Below are 16940 nucleotides of genomic sequence, written 5' to 3'. Positions count from 1 at the left end.
TTGAGGAAAGAAGAAAGAGGAAAGAGTCGTTCTATAAACGCAAACATCGAATTTAACTATCTTGGCTCGCTATTTTTGTAAGTAAGTAATGAACAAGTATCAACATAGAACCGGTATCTATAATCCACCAACAAAATAAGATAAAGAATAATGTGTTTCAATAAGTATCAACTACATTATTCAGAAAACACATTACAATATATCAATAAACAGCTATAACCCTCTCTTTAATCAGAGTTAAAAACCAACATATCAGCACGTGACGATACAATGAATCGATTTGTTAAAAAAGTCAGTTTAAGATCACTAAACCGAATATTTCAATAAGGTAATACTACTTTTGGCGAAGTTTATACTGCTATAATCGAGAGACTAATTCCCCCTAATAGCAACGCTAATATTTTAGGATCTTGTATGCTGGACGCAGAATTAATTAGGTTAAGCGAAGACAATAATCAAGTCGAAGTTCGTCTGATCCCAAATAAACACGCGCCACTAACAGTTCCGAATTTACTGGGCTTGCTCCATGTTGAGCCTTTCAATCAATTATCCCCTATTCTTGCGAATCTTGAAGAGGCCGTCGCCCAAATAAACAAACTAACGGGTAAACCCGCTGGTGCTGAAGAGTTTTTATTTATTTTAGCAGAGCGAAATAACGGTAAGATTGAAATCATACTGAACAAAGATAACATGCAAGCGGAAGTAAATTTAACCGCGGGCTGGGGCGATCATCAAATTGCACTTGCTGATATTTTAGATGAACTCAGTAACAATAATATTCATATCGGTATTGATAAGCAAAAGATCACCGAACAACTCAAACAACTCTCGATACTATCACCCGGTGAACAAGTTAAGATTATTGTTGCTGAAGGTCAGCACCCTATCCATGGTAAAAATGCCGAATTAAAACGCCAAGTATCATTGGCCAGAGAACGTTTATTACAACCGCAAATCAAAGCGGATGGTAATGTTGATATGCGTAATCTTGGTGAAATCAACATGGTACAGATGAACGATGTATTAATCGAAAAAATACCTGCTGATGATGGCACCAAAGGGTTTGATCTACTCGGTAAAGAACTGTTACCCAAATCAGGTAAAGACACCAAGCTACAAGCTGGTCCAGGCACCTGTATCGACCCTCATAATCCATTAAGATTACTTGCCACCATGACAGGACAAGCAGTCGAGGTCAGGGGCGTATTGCAAATTGATGATATGCTGACAATTAAAAATGTGGATGTCGGCACAGGTCATATTGAGTTTAAAGGCAGCATCCTAATCACAGGTAACGTTGATGCCGAAATGATCGTTAAAAGTAGTGGTGATATCACCGTGATGGGATTTGTTGATTCCGCGACCTTAGAAGCCAAAGGCGATATTATTGTCAACAAAGGTATTTTAGGGCGGCAATTAACCAATAAAAATAACAATTACAATCATCAACTCGCTACCAAAATTAGTGCTCAAGGGCAAATACGCGCTCAATTTGTACAATACTCAGAACTAACCGCGACTGGGGACATCACCATCACCAAGCAGTTACTGCACAGCGTTACCCATACTAAAGGGAAACTTACCGTAAGCGATGGCTTTAATCGTCGGGGCGATATCGTGGGAGGCAGTGTTAATGCAAATAATGGTATTAACGTGGTCAGCATTGGCGCCACATCAGGTACAAAAACTGAGATTTATTGCGCAATGCAAGAAGATAAGGTCCGGGTACAAGTACAAGACCGTAGCGAAGAATTAAAGACCTTAGTCGAAGAAGATAACTCACTGTGGATTAAGATTAATAATCTACCGCCCAAAGAACAATGGAAACACGATCACGGTGTCGTTACTGAAATAAAAGAAATGTTGTATGAAAAAAATAGATTCAACCAGCAACGCGTTGATGACGAGGTAGAGTTACAGCAGTTGCAACTTGAGCTAGACCAATACTACCAAGTACATCACATTAACGTCGGGAAATGTATTTTTGATAATGTAACCTTACATATCGGCTCAGCAACAACAATAACCCAGCGTGAATACGGCCCTTGTCGAGTGATCCATAAAGATAAGCAAATTGACTTTGATTATAGCAAGCACGACTAGGTAACGATCAATAATTCATATCAATTAATAGCATCATAACAAAAAGGCCTAAGTGATCACTTAGGCCTTTTTTCAATACAGTACTAACTTAACAGATTTAAAGACTAGCTAATGCTTGGGTAAAGTCTGCCAGTAAATCATCAGTATCTTCAATACCAATCGAACAACGGATCATGTTTTCACTGATACCCGACTCTTGACGTGCCGCGAGACCGATTTCATGGAAAATAGTTGGCGCAACAGGCAGTGCTAAGCTACGGTTATCACCTAAATGTGTCGCGCAAATTACCAGTTTCAGTTCATTCAAGAATTGGCAGCAATCCAAGCCTTCTTTTAAGTCTAAACTTAACATTGACCCAGATGCACGAAATAGTGATTTAGCACGGGCATATTCAGGATGTGATTCCAGACCTGGATAATAAACACGTTCAACTTTTGGATGATTCTCTAACATTAATGCTAAAGCCAATGCCGAACTTGACGATTGTTTGACACGCAGCGCCATTGTTTCTGAGCCTAGCGCTAATTGGCCAGCCGCTTCAGAACTCAGGCAAGCGCCCATGTCACGCAGGCCTTTCTTCTTCATTTGCGCATAGCCCCACATAGCAGGATCACCTTTACGGTACGCTTCAAAGATATTTGGATAGTGTGACCAATCAAATAACCCCGTATCAGTGACAGAACCACCGATAACATTACCGTGACCACCAAAGTACTTGGATAGTGACGTAACAATAAGATGGCATTTCACCGTTTTAGGCTGGAATAAATAGGCTGACGTTAGCGTGTTATCAACAACATATAGCAGTCCTTTAGCATCACATAATTCGCCAATTTCGGCTAAGTCACAAACTTGGGTCGCCGGATTAGCAATGGTTTCTACAAACACCATTTTGGTATTGGCTTGGCAAGCCGCAGCAACGTTAGCCACATCGGTAGCATCAACGAGTGTCACTTCAATACCAAAACTTTTTAAGGTACCAAATACACTTGAAGTATTACCAAATAAGAAACGGCTGGCAACAATATGATCGCCACCTTTTAATAACGTCAGAAATACCGCGACAATCGCCGCCATACCAGAGCTAAAACATAATGATGCTTTACCCTGCTCCATTTCGCAGATCATGTTTTGTAACATATCAATCGTTGGCGTCGCTTGACGAGCATAGGCTTGGCCAGCTTGGCGGCCTTGGAAGATATCGATAAGATCGTGAATGTCATCATAACCATAAGTGGCAGAGTTATAAATTGGTGCGTGAATAGCCCCAAACTCTAAATTTTGGTTGTGATCATGATGAACTAAATGAGTAGTGAATCCCTGCTCTTTCATTGTTATTCCTTCATACAACAAATTGACGTTAACCTCATTATTGATCAGGATGAGGCTAACTTATAGCATTTATCTCATTTATAATTAGCGGTGAAGGTTATGGGTGAACACCACGACTAATTGGGTTTTGTAATGAGATCAATGTTTCGGTCGACTGTACTTCTTCAATCTGTTGAATTTTATCAATCAGTACTTTTTGTAGTTCATCAATCGAGCGCGTCATCAATTTAACAAAAATATTGTAATTACCCGTTGTGTAATACGCTTCAACGACTTCATCTAACGCTTTTAATTGCGCCAACGCAGAAGGGTAATCCTTTGCGCTCTTTAGATTAATACCAATAAAACAACACACGTCATAACCGAGTTTTTTCGGGCAAACTTCAACTTTAGTGCCTAGAATGACACCTGTTGTTTTCATTTTTTCGACACGAACATGGATCGTACCCGCACTTACGTTAAACTTTTTCGCCAGTTCAGCATAAGGTACACGCGCGTTAACCATGAGTGCATTAAGGATTTTTTTATCTAATTCATCAAGATTAGCATTAAGCGACATTACAACTTTTCCGATCATAAGTAACAATACAAGAAGTCGATTATAACGCTAAAACCCTAATCATCTAGCGTATAATTTGAATATTCTTGAAAAAATAGCCCCTTTTTGACTGCATAACTGCAATTTTGTCACTACATCATTCATTAATACCTTAATTTACCCAAATTAAATGCATTTTATGACAAAGTTAAAAAGACTGTTGGTCACATAGCCTGCTTGAGTTACCATTTCGGTCTGCACACAGCGCAATTATTTATTCAGGTAACTTAATGTCTCAACAACAATACAACCTTATCGTCGTACTCGGCGCAACAGCATCGGGAAAGACACGTTTAGGTGTCGACCTGGCGAAACAATTGAACGGAGAGGTGATCTCGGGTGATTCTCGACAGGTCTATACTGGCCTCGATATTGGTTCCGGCAAAGATTTAGCTGAATACGGTGATGTGCCATATCACTTGATTGATATTATCGAACCCGGTAAAGAATATAACGCCTTTCAATTTCAGCGCGATTTCTTCAACGCATTTAACGACATTAACCAACGAGGCAAGTTACCCTTGCTTGTCGGTGGTACCGGTTTATACATTGATGCTGTCGTAGCCGGTTATGAATTTGTGCAAGTCGATAAAAATATTAGTCAGCGTGAGCAATTTGCCGATATGCCATTAGCAGATGTACAACAAATTTTACTTGAGCTAGACAACGATGCGTATCAGGCCACTGATATTACTGTGCGCCCACGTTTATATCGCGCCATTGAAATAGCCCAGCATGAAAACTCACTGATTACGCCCCCGATAAAAACAGCACTACCCGATATTAAACCACTCTATTTTGGCATTAAATGGGACCGAGCCGTATTACGTCAACGCATTACCCTGCGTTTAAAAGAACGCTTAGAACACGGCATGATAGAGGAAGTAGAAGGCTTATTAGCGCAAGGCGTAAGCCATGAAAAACTGGAATACTTTGGTCTTGAATACCGTTTTGTCAGTCAGTATGTTGCAGGCCAGATAAATTATGAAGACATGTTTGATAAACTCAATGTCGCCATCCATAAATACGCGAAGCGTCAAGATACTTGGTTTAGAAGAATGGAGCGCCAAGGTGCAACAATCCATTGGTTAGAGGGCACTGGCGATATCAACCAACAAGCGCAAGCTGTATTAAGTCAATTTAAAAAAAGTTAACGCCTCATCTCGAATAATAAATTTAAACCATCACTGCCAATTACAAAAAAGCCACACCGTATAGGCGTGGCTTCTGCTATTACTGATTTAAGAACATATTATCTATACGTTTATGACTTTGTCACTTGATGTTCAGGGTTATATTTATCCATCACCACGGCACAAACAGCATCACCGGTAATATTCAATGCGGTACGCACCATATCAAAGATACGGTCTAACGCGAATAATAGTGGTAAACCTTCGATTGGAATGCCCGCCGCTAATAATACTGCAACCACAAGGAAAGACGGTCCTGGAACACCCGCTTGACCAATCGCACCTAATGTCGATGTAAAGATAATCGCAGCATAAGCCGCCATCCCTAATTCAACATTAAACATTTGTGCAAAGAACACAGCGACTAGGCCGTAATAAATAGCATTACCACTCATGTTGATCGTCGCACCTAGCGGCAATACAAACGATGCCGTTGAGTTAGCTATGTTTAATTCTTTTTCACATACTTCCAACGTCACTGGCAATGTCGCCATTGATGACGCCGTCGATAATGCTAACGCTTGTGGTTTCTTCATTGCTGACATGAATTTCAGTACTGGTGTATCAGAGAAGAATTTCACTACAAGTGGATAGAAGATAAAGCCATAGATAATGATCGCAGCGATATAAACAACAAATAGTTTCATCACCACAGCTAGCGCACTAAAGCCAAACGTACCCACCGATTCCGCCATCAGACCAAATACACCAATTGGAGCAATAACCATCACACAGTTAATCATCCAAACGAATGCATCAATAATGGTCTGTAAGCCATCCATAATAGGTTTTGCACGTTTACGTTCAACTTTCGTTAATGCAATACCAAAGAAGATACTGAATACTAAAATTTGGAGAATGTTACCACTGCTTAACGCACTAAATACGTTAGTGGGGATCATGCCAATAATAGTGTCAAATATACCCGGTAATGCACCCTGTTCAGCCGTTACGACAGCTAAACCTGCAGCATGTTGAGAAAAATCAACACCAGCGCCGGGTTCAAATACCGTCCCCATCACTAATGCAAGTGCCACTGCAATCGCAGACGTCAACATGAAGAATACAAATGTACCTACACCAATTTTACCGGCAGAAGGACTATCACCTAGATTCGCCGCACCCGCAATAATCGAAACTGCAACAAGTGGGATCACTAACATTTTGATCAGATTAATGAACAAGGCACCCAATGGCGCAAAAATGGCCGCGCCTTCACCCATAAAGGCACCAACAGCAGCGCCGATAATCATAGCGACTACAACTTGAAATCCAATATTTTTAACTATTCTTTTTTTATCCTTTAGCAAAACACTCTCCCAATAAGGCCTTAAGCAATATATTATACGTTGACGAAAAACGCGGCGAAGATAACACAGCAAGTTAGCCATAAATGTGATCAAACGCTAACTTTTTAACTGTATATCTGCAATATCGATAACAAAGCCGTGCCTTTTTAGGATAAATGATAATCGAGGGTCTAAATCTACGATCCATCAATCTTGATTGAGTAACGCCATTAATCCACTCACGCGTTCCGTACGTAATTTAATCGCTTTTTTCAGTACTGTGACGTTGGTAAATATGTCTAGCTTCTCTTTTGCACGGGTAATACCGGTATAAACCAGCTCTCTGGTCAGCACCGGATTAAAACGATTTGGTAGTATCATTACCGTATGTCTAAATTCAGAGCCCTGCGATTTATGGATGGTCATCGCAAAGACCGTTTGATGTGGCGGCAATCTGCTCGGTAGAAAAGACTGCACATTACCGTCCGCCATTTCAAAATAAACCCGCATACGCTCATCGTCATCTTGCATGCAAATGCCAATGTCACCATTGTATAAACCGAGGCCATGATCGTTATTGGTGATCATAATCGGTCTACCCGCATACCATTCAGACTTATTTTTACGGATCTTACGAGCCGACTGTAACGCCTTTTCGATGCGTTGATTTAAGCCATGTACTCCAAAATCACCTTCTCTGATCGCCGTTAGAATTTGAAAATCATTAAAACTGCGTAATATCGACTTAGCTTCGTCATCACTCGGTGATACCACCACCTTAGCCAAGTAATCTTGATAACCTTGCTTCGCCATTGTAATTAGCGCGTCGTAAGTTTCTGTGGACAACGGGTGCAAGTGAATATCATCGTGCTGATTTTCCCAAACACGATCAAATTCATTCAGATCACCTCGATTCACCGCGCCAGCTAAACAGCCAATACCGGATTCGGCATCAAAACGATAACTCTTACGTAATAAACATAAGCTGTCATAAATCGCGGTTGCATCAGAGGCTTGATATTGACTCAGTTCATAGTCAGTGATCTTCGATAGCCAGTTAACCTGCTCTGCCGAATAACCGGATTCGGCATAGGCACAAATATCCGCCAATACAGAACCCGCTTCAACCGAGGCAAGCTGATCTTTATCGCCCAACAATATCAAGCGAGCATGCGGTGGTAATGCCGCTAACAACTTTGCCATTAGTGGTAAGTCGACCATCGAGGCTTCATCAACCACCAATACATCAAGATGTAAGGGGTTCTCTTTATTATGCCGAAATGCTTGTCGATTCGGGATCACGCCTAACAATCTGTGTATCGTGCCCGCTTGCTCAGGGATCAGATCGGCAACGTTAACGGGTAAATCGAGTTTACCTTTGGCGCCCGCAATTGACTCAGTCAAACGCGCAGCCGCTTTACCCGTTGGCGCAACAAGCTTAATGGTTAAGGCTTGCTGAGCCAGTAAGCCTTGTTCAATTAATAACGCTAATAACTTGGTTACTGTGGTGGTTTTACCTGTACCCGGTCCCCCAGAAATAACAGAGAAGTGACGCGTAGCAGCAACCGCCACCGATAATTTTTGCCAATTTAAACAGTATGCTTCTGGTATTAAACTATCTAAGGCATGTAGTTCTTGTGCATTTTTAGCAGTGAGTAGTACCTGCTCAACATCCTGCCAACTAATTCGACCTTTCTTCACCACATCGAGATATTTAGCCACAAATGTTTGCGCACTAAAGTTCGCTTCTCGTTCCTTCGCTAAAATAGGAAATAGAAAACCATAATCACGCTTGAACAAACGATTTAGACTGGTGCTTAGATCGGGTTGCTGACTTTGTTTTGCTAGATTTTTTAATTGCTGCGCAACTTGTAACTCGTAAGCCCAGTAGCGCTGCAAATATAATTTATTGGCATCGTGCACAAACTGTAGCGGAGCCGACTCGCCAACCACCGCTGAATTTGCTAATAATGTCGGCCAAGTATTGCTACGGCTAGGGACCTCAGCCAGTAATAAATGTGAACGTGTTAACTTCAAATCAAATAACGCGTTGGTGTCTATGCTTGTTAAATCAATACAGACGTGCCCTTTACCCAATTGATAGCTGGTTAAGCACGCCAATAAAATAATAGCGGGCTCGGATTCATAATTACTGATAAAACGAGCAAACTGGTAATCTAACTGACGAATTTTATTTTCGTTGGCTAACTCTTTGAGACAATTAAGTACACTCATGATGCGAGTTCTCCTAAAAATAAGTCATCTAATTGCATAACAAAGTCGAATGATGGTTTAGTAAAAAATATTCCATATTGATCACCCGTTTCGACTTGCATGCCACGTAAGAACAGGTAATAAACCCCACCGAAATGCTGCTCATAGTTATAATCTGGAATACGTGAGCGTAAGAAACGATGTAACGCTAAGGTATACAGTTGGTACTGCAGTTCATATCTGTGTTCAACCATCACCTGATTAATCGCATCACAGGTATAATCAGCTTGGCTATCACCTAAATGATTGGATTTATAATCCAGTACGTAATAACGTCCTTCATAAACGAACACCAAATCGATAAAACCTTTTAACATGCCACTGACTTGTTGAAAATCAAGCTCGCCAGCTTGCTGAGAAAGGTCATCATGCTGCTTTATCAATGTATTTAAATCATCACAGTTAAGCGATGAAATCGGCATGAAAAATTCCATCTCCACTTTTTTCTGGGTTGGCGTTAATTGACGTAAACTAAAACCATCCTGTAATGGGCAGTCTAATACCTGATTAACCAGTTTAAGTAATACCGGTAACCAAGCTAAGTCATACCCTTCACGCTCAAGCAGTTGTAATATTTGCTCGGTGAGCATGTCCTCGTCAACATTGGCAAAATCAATGTGCTCAAACACCGTATGTAATAAGGTACCGGCCGCAGCACCACGCGGGAAACTAAAAATATCCCAACTGGCTTCATGTTCATCTTCTTTTTCGGTATCCACTTCCGCATCAAATCCCGGCAATTCCAGTGATGCGTCATAACTAGAATGACGATTACCATGGCTATGGCGAGATAGTGCAGAATAACTCGTTACCCACCAGTTTTTACTAATCGGATTGGTCATCGTCCTAGCTTGATAAACCACAGGTGGTGCAACGATGGGTTGATAAGCATCGACCGCCGCTAACGGAGGAGACACGACATCAACACAAGTCTGCTGTTCGGCAAGTTTTTCGACACAGGCTTTAAATTCAGTATCTTTGCATTCTTCACCTTGCTGTAATAAATAGCCCATCGCATTTAAGTGCATTTTGTTATGAGAGTTACCCATTTTAACCGCACCTAAGCCTAACCATGTTGCATAAACACCCCGCGTTAATGCCACATATAACAGCCGTAAATCTTCAGCAAGACGCTCTTGATCAGCTTGTTCTTTCGCTGACTCTAACGCCTCTTCATCATCTAAATCAAGATGAACATAAGTATGACCATCCTGATGATAAAGTGGCGTTGACGCTTGTCGTGTAGCACAAATAAATGGCAGGAATACTAAGTTATATTCCAGTCCTTTTGATTTATGGATCGTCACTACTTGTACGAGATCGGCTTCACTTTCTAAACGAACCAACTGCTCTTGTGCATCACTATTTGGGTTTTCAATTTTTTCACCAAACCAGCGGAATAGACTATACTCGCCATCCAATTCTAAGCTTGCTTCTTGCAGTAATTCACCCAAATGTAAAACATCCGTTAAACGTCGATCACCACCTTGACCAGAGAGCATGATCGCGGCAATATTCTGTTGATTAAGCAATAATCTTAGGGCCGGTAAGAAACCTTGCCACTGTAGGGTATTTTGGTACTGCTTAAACTCGGCAACAGTTTGTTCCCAGACTTTTTCATCATTACTCAGCTGGTCTAACTCAATCGCAGGTTTCTCAAAAATAGACGTCGCTAACGCTGCCCGCAATAACCCCTCATCTTCGGGATTCAAAATAGCCGCAAAAATATGATACAACTCGCGCGCTTCACGGGTAGCAAATACACTTTCACGATTCGACATATAAACACTAGGGATAGATAAAGCATCAAGCTGGTCGCGGACTAATCTCGCTTCTGCCCCCGTCCGTACAAGAATAGCAATATCCCCCGCTTTAACTGCCCGACCCGATAACATCGCGTTACCTTGCTGTGCATCTGTTAATAATGTCGCTATCTGATTAGCCGTCGCTTTGGCGTAGACTTGTTGATACAGACCCTTGGTAATATTTTTCTGACCTTCTTCTTCGTGTAACCAAAGCTGCAGCGCAGCAGGCTCAACACCATTCAATAACAAGGGTTTACTTTTACCTTGCGATTCAACCGGCTGAAAACTAATACTGTCTTCATAAATGAAAGGCTTATTAGCATGTTCAAAAACACGGTTTACCGCACTGACCATCGCTGTCGAAGAACGCCAATTTTTGGCTAAGGTATAATGATCATCAACATTTTCACGGGCTTGCATATAAGTAAAAATATCCGCACCACGGAAACTATAAATGGCTTGTTTCGGATCGCCGATCATAAATAAACCAGCACCATCTTGGTTACCGTAGATAGTATTAAAGATATCGTATTGCTGTTGATCGGTATCTTGGAATTCATCAATCATGGCAACTGGATATTGGCTGCGAATACATTCAGCCAAACTCTCAGCTTGCTCGCCCACTAATGCTGCAGATAATCCCGACAACAGATCATCAAACGATAATAACTGTGATTGATTTTTAGTTTTCATCACACGCACACGCACGTACTCAACCGCTTTCACAATAAAGCAATCTTTAAGTGATAATGGCTGCTCTAATAACGTTTCAATATCGCTAAACACTGGATGCTCTGGCGATTGTTTACCTTTTTTAGTTTTAGCGGTTAAAGCATGCTGGGCAAATTTAACGATACTATCGGGTAAATCATTTTGCTTGGTTTCTGATTGCGACCAGCTGAGCATTTCATTGAGCCACTTTGCCACACTAGCAACACGATAACTGTTGCCATTCAAGTTACCCGCTTGAATTAATTCACAGAGATCACTGGCATTTTTAAACCATGCGTCTTTGACCAGTTGAATCGATGAAATTAATTTATCGTAATCCTGCTCAATATCATTGCTGCCGGTTTTGGCAATAAATTCGATATCGGTATTAGATAAGTACCCAGAAATGTCGCGCAGTAGTGCTTGTGGTGATGACCAAAAGCTATGCACCATATCAATCATACCGTCTTTATAACGATAGAAATGACTACGCCAAAAATCAGCAATAGCATTAAATTTTAGCTGCGATTCATCAGTAATAAATTCGCTTTCAAATAATGCCCCGGACTCAAATGCATTTTGCTTCAGCATACGCTGACAAAAGCCATGAATGGTATAAATAGCCGCTTCATCCATCTGTCTTTCTGCGGCCAATAATGATTTGGCACAACGAGCATAATCCAGCTCATTAATATCAGTCAGTAACAAACTAATCACCGGATCATCACTATTACCAATACTAAAGGCAATACGTGCTTGATGAATACGCGCCCGAATGCGATCGCGTAATTCAGCCGTGGCAGCTTCTGTAAATGTGACTACCAATATTTGATCGACATTTAACGCTTCGATTTGACCTTCTTTGTTATAAGCATTATCGCCGCCATGACCCAATAATAAGCGTAAATATAAACTGGCAATGGTAAACGTTTTACCTGTACCGGCAGATGCTTCGATCAGGCGTTCACCATAGAGGGGAAACGTCATCGCATTAAGGATATTTACGCCAGCCATTATTCAACATCCTCTAGATATTCAAAGATTGGAAATAACACAGACTCTGAAGATGCAGACATTAATTTATATACCTCATCATTTAAGCGTGGAAAGCTACGTTGTAAATAGTCATCGGCATTTTCACCCATACGGTTATAGCCACCTTCGAAATTCAATACAGCTTCCGCTCTTAATTTATAATCATCAAGCGCTGCGGTTGTACATTTGGTTTTTGCCCAACCCCAGCCAGTTTTAGGGAATAACGCCAAAGGCTGGCAGCAGCCATCGTTATAAACCTCAAATAATTGAAATAGTAATTCTCTCGCTCGAGATTGATCAATGACTCTAAGTCGTTGCACAACGGGTTTACCCGCTGTTAAGTGGACAAGCGTTGTCGCCGCTGGATTTTTAATGCTAATACAGAAACATAAATGTTCTAACCAAACCTGCAGATAATCTTTACCATTAAAGCCACTCGGCTTATGTCGTACTAAACCACCGTTATATATGTGTTTTAACCAACCAAATAAACGTCCAGAAACCAAAGGAATGTCGACCTCGATATCATCATTACTATTGGTTAATAACGGCATTAATACCTGAGCAAGCTGACTAACAGTACTGACTTCTTTATCTAGTGAAATTTTGCCAAAACGTCCAAGAGGAAGACTACCTGATGCAACCAACCGTTCAGTCACCAGACTAATGTCGCCGCCCATCAATTCCGTTTCCAGTAATTGCGCTTTAAGATGATATTTTTCTAGGTTATCGACATCAAATGGTTCGTCATCAAGCACATCAAGGCTGGCCTGATTAAAATAAACTTTTAAACGTCGGTTAAAGAAGTACTTAGTCGGATGGCGATAAAAACGTAATAGTTCAGCTAGCTCTACCTCTTGCATATCATCATTGGATATTAGCGCAGGTAAAGGCTCAGTTAGAAATTGTCTTAACTCCACAACAGGGGCTAACGCAGGTAACCACTCTTTGGCAAAAGAGGTCGGTGCTTGCGGATTAAAATAGCGTGCATCGAATGGCTGTAAAGCATGATGCTGGATTAAATGCGTCAGTAATTGTGCAGCAGACTCATCAGGAGATAGACCCTCATCACCGGTAATACAAAAACTTTGCTGACAATATTGTAATAACTCCGTGATCAACACAGACGGTAGACGCTCACTCTTATCACGAATACTACTGCCAATATAGCTAATATATAATTTACTTTGGGCTGAAATGAGCGCTTCCAAAAATAAATAGCGATCATCATCACGACGGCTACGATCACCTTGTTTAAGATCATTGGCCATTAAATCAAAACCCATTGGCGGAATTGAGCGTGGATAAACACCATCATTCATACCGAGTAAACAGATAACTTTAAACGGAATTGAACGCATCGGCATTAGGGTACAAAAATTAACTTGACCCGCGAGAAATTTTTGACTGGCACCAACTTGTGATAACGCATTATTTAAATAATGACGTAATACTAACGGAGTGATGTGTTTGTCATAACTGGCACTTTTTAATTGCTCATCTAAATGTGAAAAAGCATCTCGGATCATTTTTATTGATTGCTCATCATCCACATCAATTTTATAAAAATTATCTATCAGCGTATTACCTAACTTGATCCAGTCTGCTATCGATTTCGGATCTTGTAATGAGGTAAGACTATCTAATAATGCTTCAATAAAGTGCGCTAATTTACCCAGTAGTTCAGCTTCAATCCCCTGTACTTCTTGATAAGGCAATATGCCTTGATAAATATCATCACCACCATAAGCGTAACCGAGCAACATGCGGTGTAAACCAAATAACCAAGTATTTTGTTTCATCCCAGGTAAGTCAAAACGAGTGGCATCATCTTCATCTAAGCCCCAGCGAATACCAGATTCATCAATCCATTGACGTAATCGGTTAAACTCATCAGGCGTAATAGCAAAACGCGCTAATACCGCAGGTACCTCCAGTAACGACAGTAATTCAGAGACGTTACAACGCGATAAAGGTAGCGTCAGTAATTGTAAAAAGCTGAGTAAAATAGGATTATCATACTGCGCGCCACTATCTGAGATAGAAAACGGAATATACCGTTCATCATAACGGTCCATCGCACCAAACACCGCTTGAATATAAGGACTGTAACCATTTACATCGGGCATCATGATAACCACATCTCGGGGATTAAGATCTGGATTTTCCGAAAACATAGTGAGCAAATTATTATGTAATACTTCTATTTCACGCATTGGGCTATGACAGCTGTGCAGTTCAAGTGAAGAGTCTGCAGGATTAATAGGGAGTTTATAACGACTATCGCGTGTATTGGTATCCTGTTGCGAAACATTAAACTCTGCCATACTGCGATCAGCCAAATCTAAAATATCGCGCTGAATACTTGCAAGTAGTCCATCATCGGTCGGTTCCACAAAAACATCTAGCTCCTGACAACCAAAACCCGTCAATAACGCTAAATTATCGCGACCCAGTTTGCCCATAGACGCGAGTAGTGGATTACCCACTTTAAATGCGTCATCTTCATCAAAGAGAGCGCGAACGGTTTGTTCATCATTGGCACTCACCTTATCACTCATGCCAAGGGTTACATTATGATGATTAACCATGGTACGTTGCTTTAACAGCCACTTAGGGTCTATCAGATCACCCCAGTACAAGCGGCAAGGGTTCGATAACATAAAATGTATTTCAGTATGCATAGCAAGTGCTTGTAATGCATCTAAATAACGCGGTGGTAATGCAGATACCCCGAATACAAATATACGATCAGGTAGCAGCTTGGCATCAAAAGTTGAACTATTGAGGCGTGCGATAAATTGATCATATAAGTTGGCTCGATGATAATGAGATTGACCCAACACTTCTGTTTTAGCAACTAATTCACGCCATAGTAAGGGCTGCCAAGGGTGAGTATCGGCATGCATATTATCACCACCTTCCCATCCCGCGATCCACTCAGGTCGGTACACTAAATATTGGTCAAATGTGTCCGATATTTTTTGGCAGAGTTGAAATAACCGGTAATCATCTTGATCATCCGCTAAATAATGCTTTAATGATTCGAATTCAGCTAGCACTAATAACTCAGGCAGGATTAGCATCAACTTCCAAGACATCGCCTCTTTATTAAATGCACTTTTGTCGGGAATGTCAGGCAATACCTTTTGGAACATCTTCCAAATAAAAGAAGCAGGCAATGGAAAGGTAATATTAGCCGATATGCCCATCGACTTCGCCAACTCCATTTTCACCCATTGCGCCATACCTGGACTTTGAACCAAAACTTGCTCTTCGACAAAAGGGTCGGCAAGTGGATCTTTCGCAATAAAGTGAGCCATTAGCTCTTTTAAAATATCTAATTGATTCGAATGATAAAGATTAAACACGGTAACTCCAGACTGATAACCTACTGGAATTGTGGAGCATACGAACTCACTATGCAATGCAGAAAAAACGACATGTTGTTTTTTGCGACAGAAATATGAAAACGTACATCTAAGTGAAACGAAAAGCTCAGAGATTAACGGTCTTTATCATTTAAAAGGTAAACATTGCTAACCCCCAAATGCACAACAGCCAGCCGTAGGCTGGTTTTTATGCATTTGGAATACTTTAATCACGACATATATATCAGCTGAAACTCGCTGTCTTTAATGCAATCGCGTCACTATCGTAAATTACAGACACAAAAAAGCCGATATCATTGCTGATATCGGCTCTCTCTAATTTGGCGCTTGGCGATGCCCTACTCTCACATGGGGAAACCCCACACTACCATCGGCGTTATTACGTTTCACTACTGAGTTCGGAATGGAGTCAGGTGGTACCGCAACACTATGGTCACCAAGCAAATCTGGTTTGCTTTCTATAAGAAAATTAATTTCTATTGTAAATCTGAAAAGCTATAAATAAAGAAGTCTTTAAAACCTAAAGTGTTCTGTCTATTCTTAAGTCGTATTTCAATTAATCATACTTTAATTTGTATGGTTAAGCCTCACGGGTAATTAGTACAAGTTAGCTCAATGCCTCACAGCACTTACACACCTTGCCTATCAACGTTGTAGTCTCCAACGGCCCTTCAGGGAGCTTAAAGCTCCAGTGAGAACTCATCTCGAGGCCTGCTTCCCGCTTAGATGCTTTCAGCGGTTATCAGTTCCGAACTTAGCTACCGGGCAATGCCATTGGCATGACAACCCGAACACCAGTGGTTCGTCCACTCCGGTCCTCTCGTACTAGGAGCAGCTCCTCTCAATTCTCAAACGCCCACGGCAGATAGGGACCGAACTGTCTCACGACGTTCTAAACCCAGCTCGCGTACCACTTTAAATGGCGAACAGCCATACCCTTGGGACCAACTTCAGCCCCAGGATGTGATGAGCCGACATCGAGGTGCCAAACACCGCCGTCGATATGAACTCTTGGGCGGTATCAGCCTGTTATCCCCGGAGTACCTTTTATCCGTTGAGCGATGGCCCTTCCATTCAGAACCACCGGATCACTAAGACCTACTTTCGTACCTGCTCGACGTGTCTGTCTCGCAGTTAAGCTGGCTTATGCCTTTGCACTAACCACATGATGTCCAACCATGTTTAGCCAACCTTCGTGCTCCTCCGT

Annotated in this window: 8 protein-coding genes and 2 rRNA genes; 2 read left to right on the top strand and 8 right to left on the bottom strand. The window is 41.3% G+C overall.

The genetic code is table 11. The features are described 5' to 3' along the window. The first annotated feature begins 414 nt into the window (after positions 1–414). On the top strand, positions 415–2103 hold the full coding sequence (locus tag PE36_RS14105; RefSeq protein ID WP_006032711.1) for a DUF342 domain-containing protein: 1689 nt from the start codon (positions 415–417) through the stop codon (positions 2101–2103). A gap of 97 nt (positions 2104–2200) precedes the next feature. Here the strand turns inward: PE36_RS14105 and PE36_RS14100 are convergent, their stop codons facing one another. After that, a complete protein-coding gene (locus tag PE36_RS14100) occupies positions 2201–3436 on the bottom strand; it encodes a cystathionine gamma-synthase family protein (protein WP_006032710.1) in 1236 nt (411 codons plus the stop codon). Positions 3437–3533: 97 nt separating this feature from the next. Next, positions 3534–3995, bottom strand: coding sequence for a transcriptional regulator AsnC (asnC, locus tag PE36_RS14095; protein ID WP_006032709.1), 462 nt, complete (start codon positions 3993–3995; stop codon positions 3534–3536). 269 nt (positions 3996–4264) lie between these two features. Here asnC and miaA point away from each other — a divergent pair, with 269 nt between their 5' ends. Then, positions 4265–5188, top strand: coding sequence for a tRNA (adenosine(37)-N6)-dimethylallyltransferase MiaA (gene miaA, locus PE36_RS14090; RefSeq protein WP_006032708.1), 924 nt, complete (start codon positions 4265–4267; stop codon positions 5186–5188). A 110-nt stretch (positions 5189–5298) separates the two neighbouring features. Here miaA and PE36_RS14085 read toward each other — a convergent pair whose 3' ends face one another. From PE36_RS14085 to PE36_RS14060, 6 genes are all read right to left on the bottom strand, one after another. Beyond that, positions 5299–6537 (bottom strand): dicarboxylate/amino acid:cation symporter, encoded by a 1239-nt coding sequence (locus PE36_RS14085; RefSeq protein ID WP_043994546.1) that lies wholly within the window; start codon positions 6535–6537, stop codon positions 5299–5301. A gap of 186 nt (positions 6538–6723) precedes the next feature. Further along, on the bottom strand, positions 6724–8751 hold the full coding sequence (gene recD / locus PE36_RS14080; RefSeq protein WP_006032706.1) for an exodeoxyribonuclease V subunit alpha: 2028 nt from the start codon (positions 8749–8751) through the stop codon (positions 6724–6726). Continuing rightward, positions 8748–12320 (bottom strand): exodeoxyribonuclease V subunit beta, encoded by a 3573-nt coding sequence (recB, locus tag PE36_RS14075; protein ID WP_006032705.1) that lies wholly within the window; start codon positions 12318–12320, stop codon positions 8748–8750. The genes recD and recB overlap by 4 nt, the downstream gene beginning before the upstream one ends. Then, the gene (gene recC / locus PE36_RS14070) at positions 12320–15712 is read right to left on the bottom strand and encodes an exodeoxyribonuclease V subunit gamma (protein WP_006032704.1); all 3393 of its coding nucleotides are present in this window, start codon (positions 15710–15712) and stop codon (positions 12320–12322) included. The genes recB and recC overlap by 1 nt, the downstream gene beginning before the upstream one ends. Before the next feature lie 346 nt (positions 15713–16058). Then, positions 16059–16174, bottom strand: a 5S ribosomal RNA gene (rrf, locus tag PE36_RS14065). Between the two features lie 135 nt (positions 16175–16309). Further along, positions 16310–16940 (bottom strand): 23S ribosomal RNA (locus PE36_RS14060); the annotation flags it as partial.

Source organism: Moritella sp. PE36 (assembly GCF_000170855.1).
Classification (GTDB): domain Bacteria; phylum Pseudomonadota; class Gammaproteobacteria; order Enterobacterales; family Moritellaceae; genus Moritella.
The sequence above is the reverse complement of the archived record's forward strand: the minus strand, read 5'-3'. Positions and strand labels throughout refer to the sequence as shown.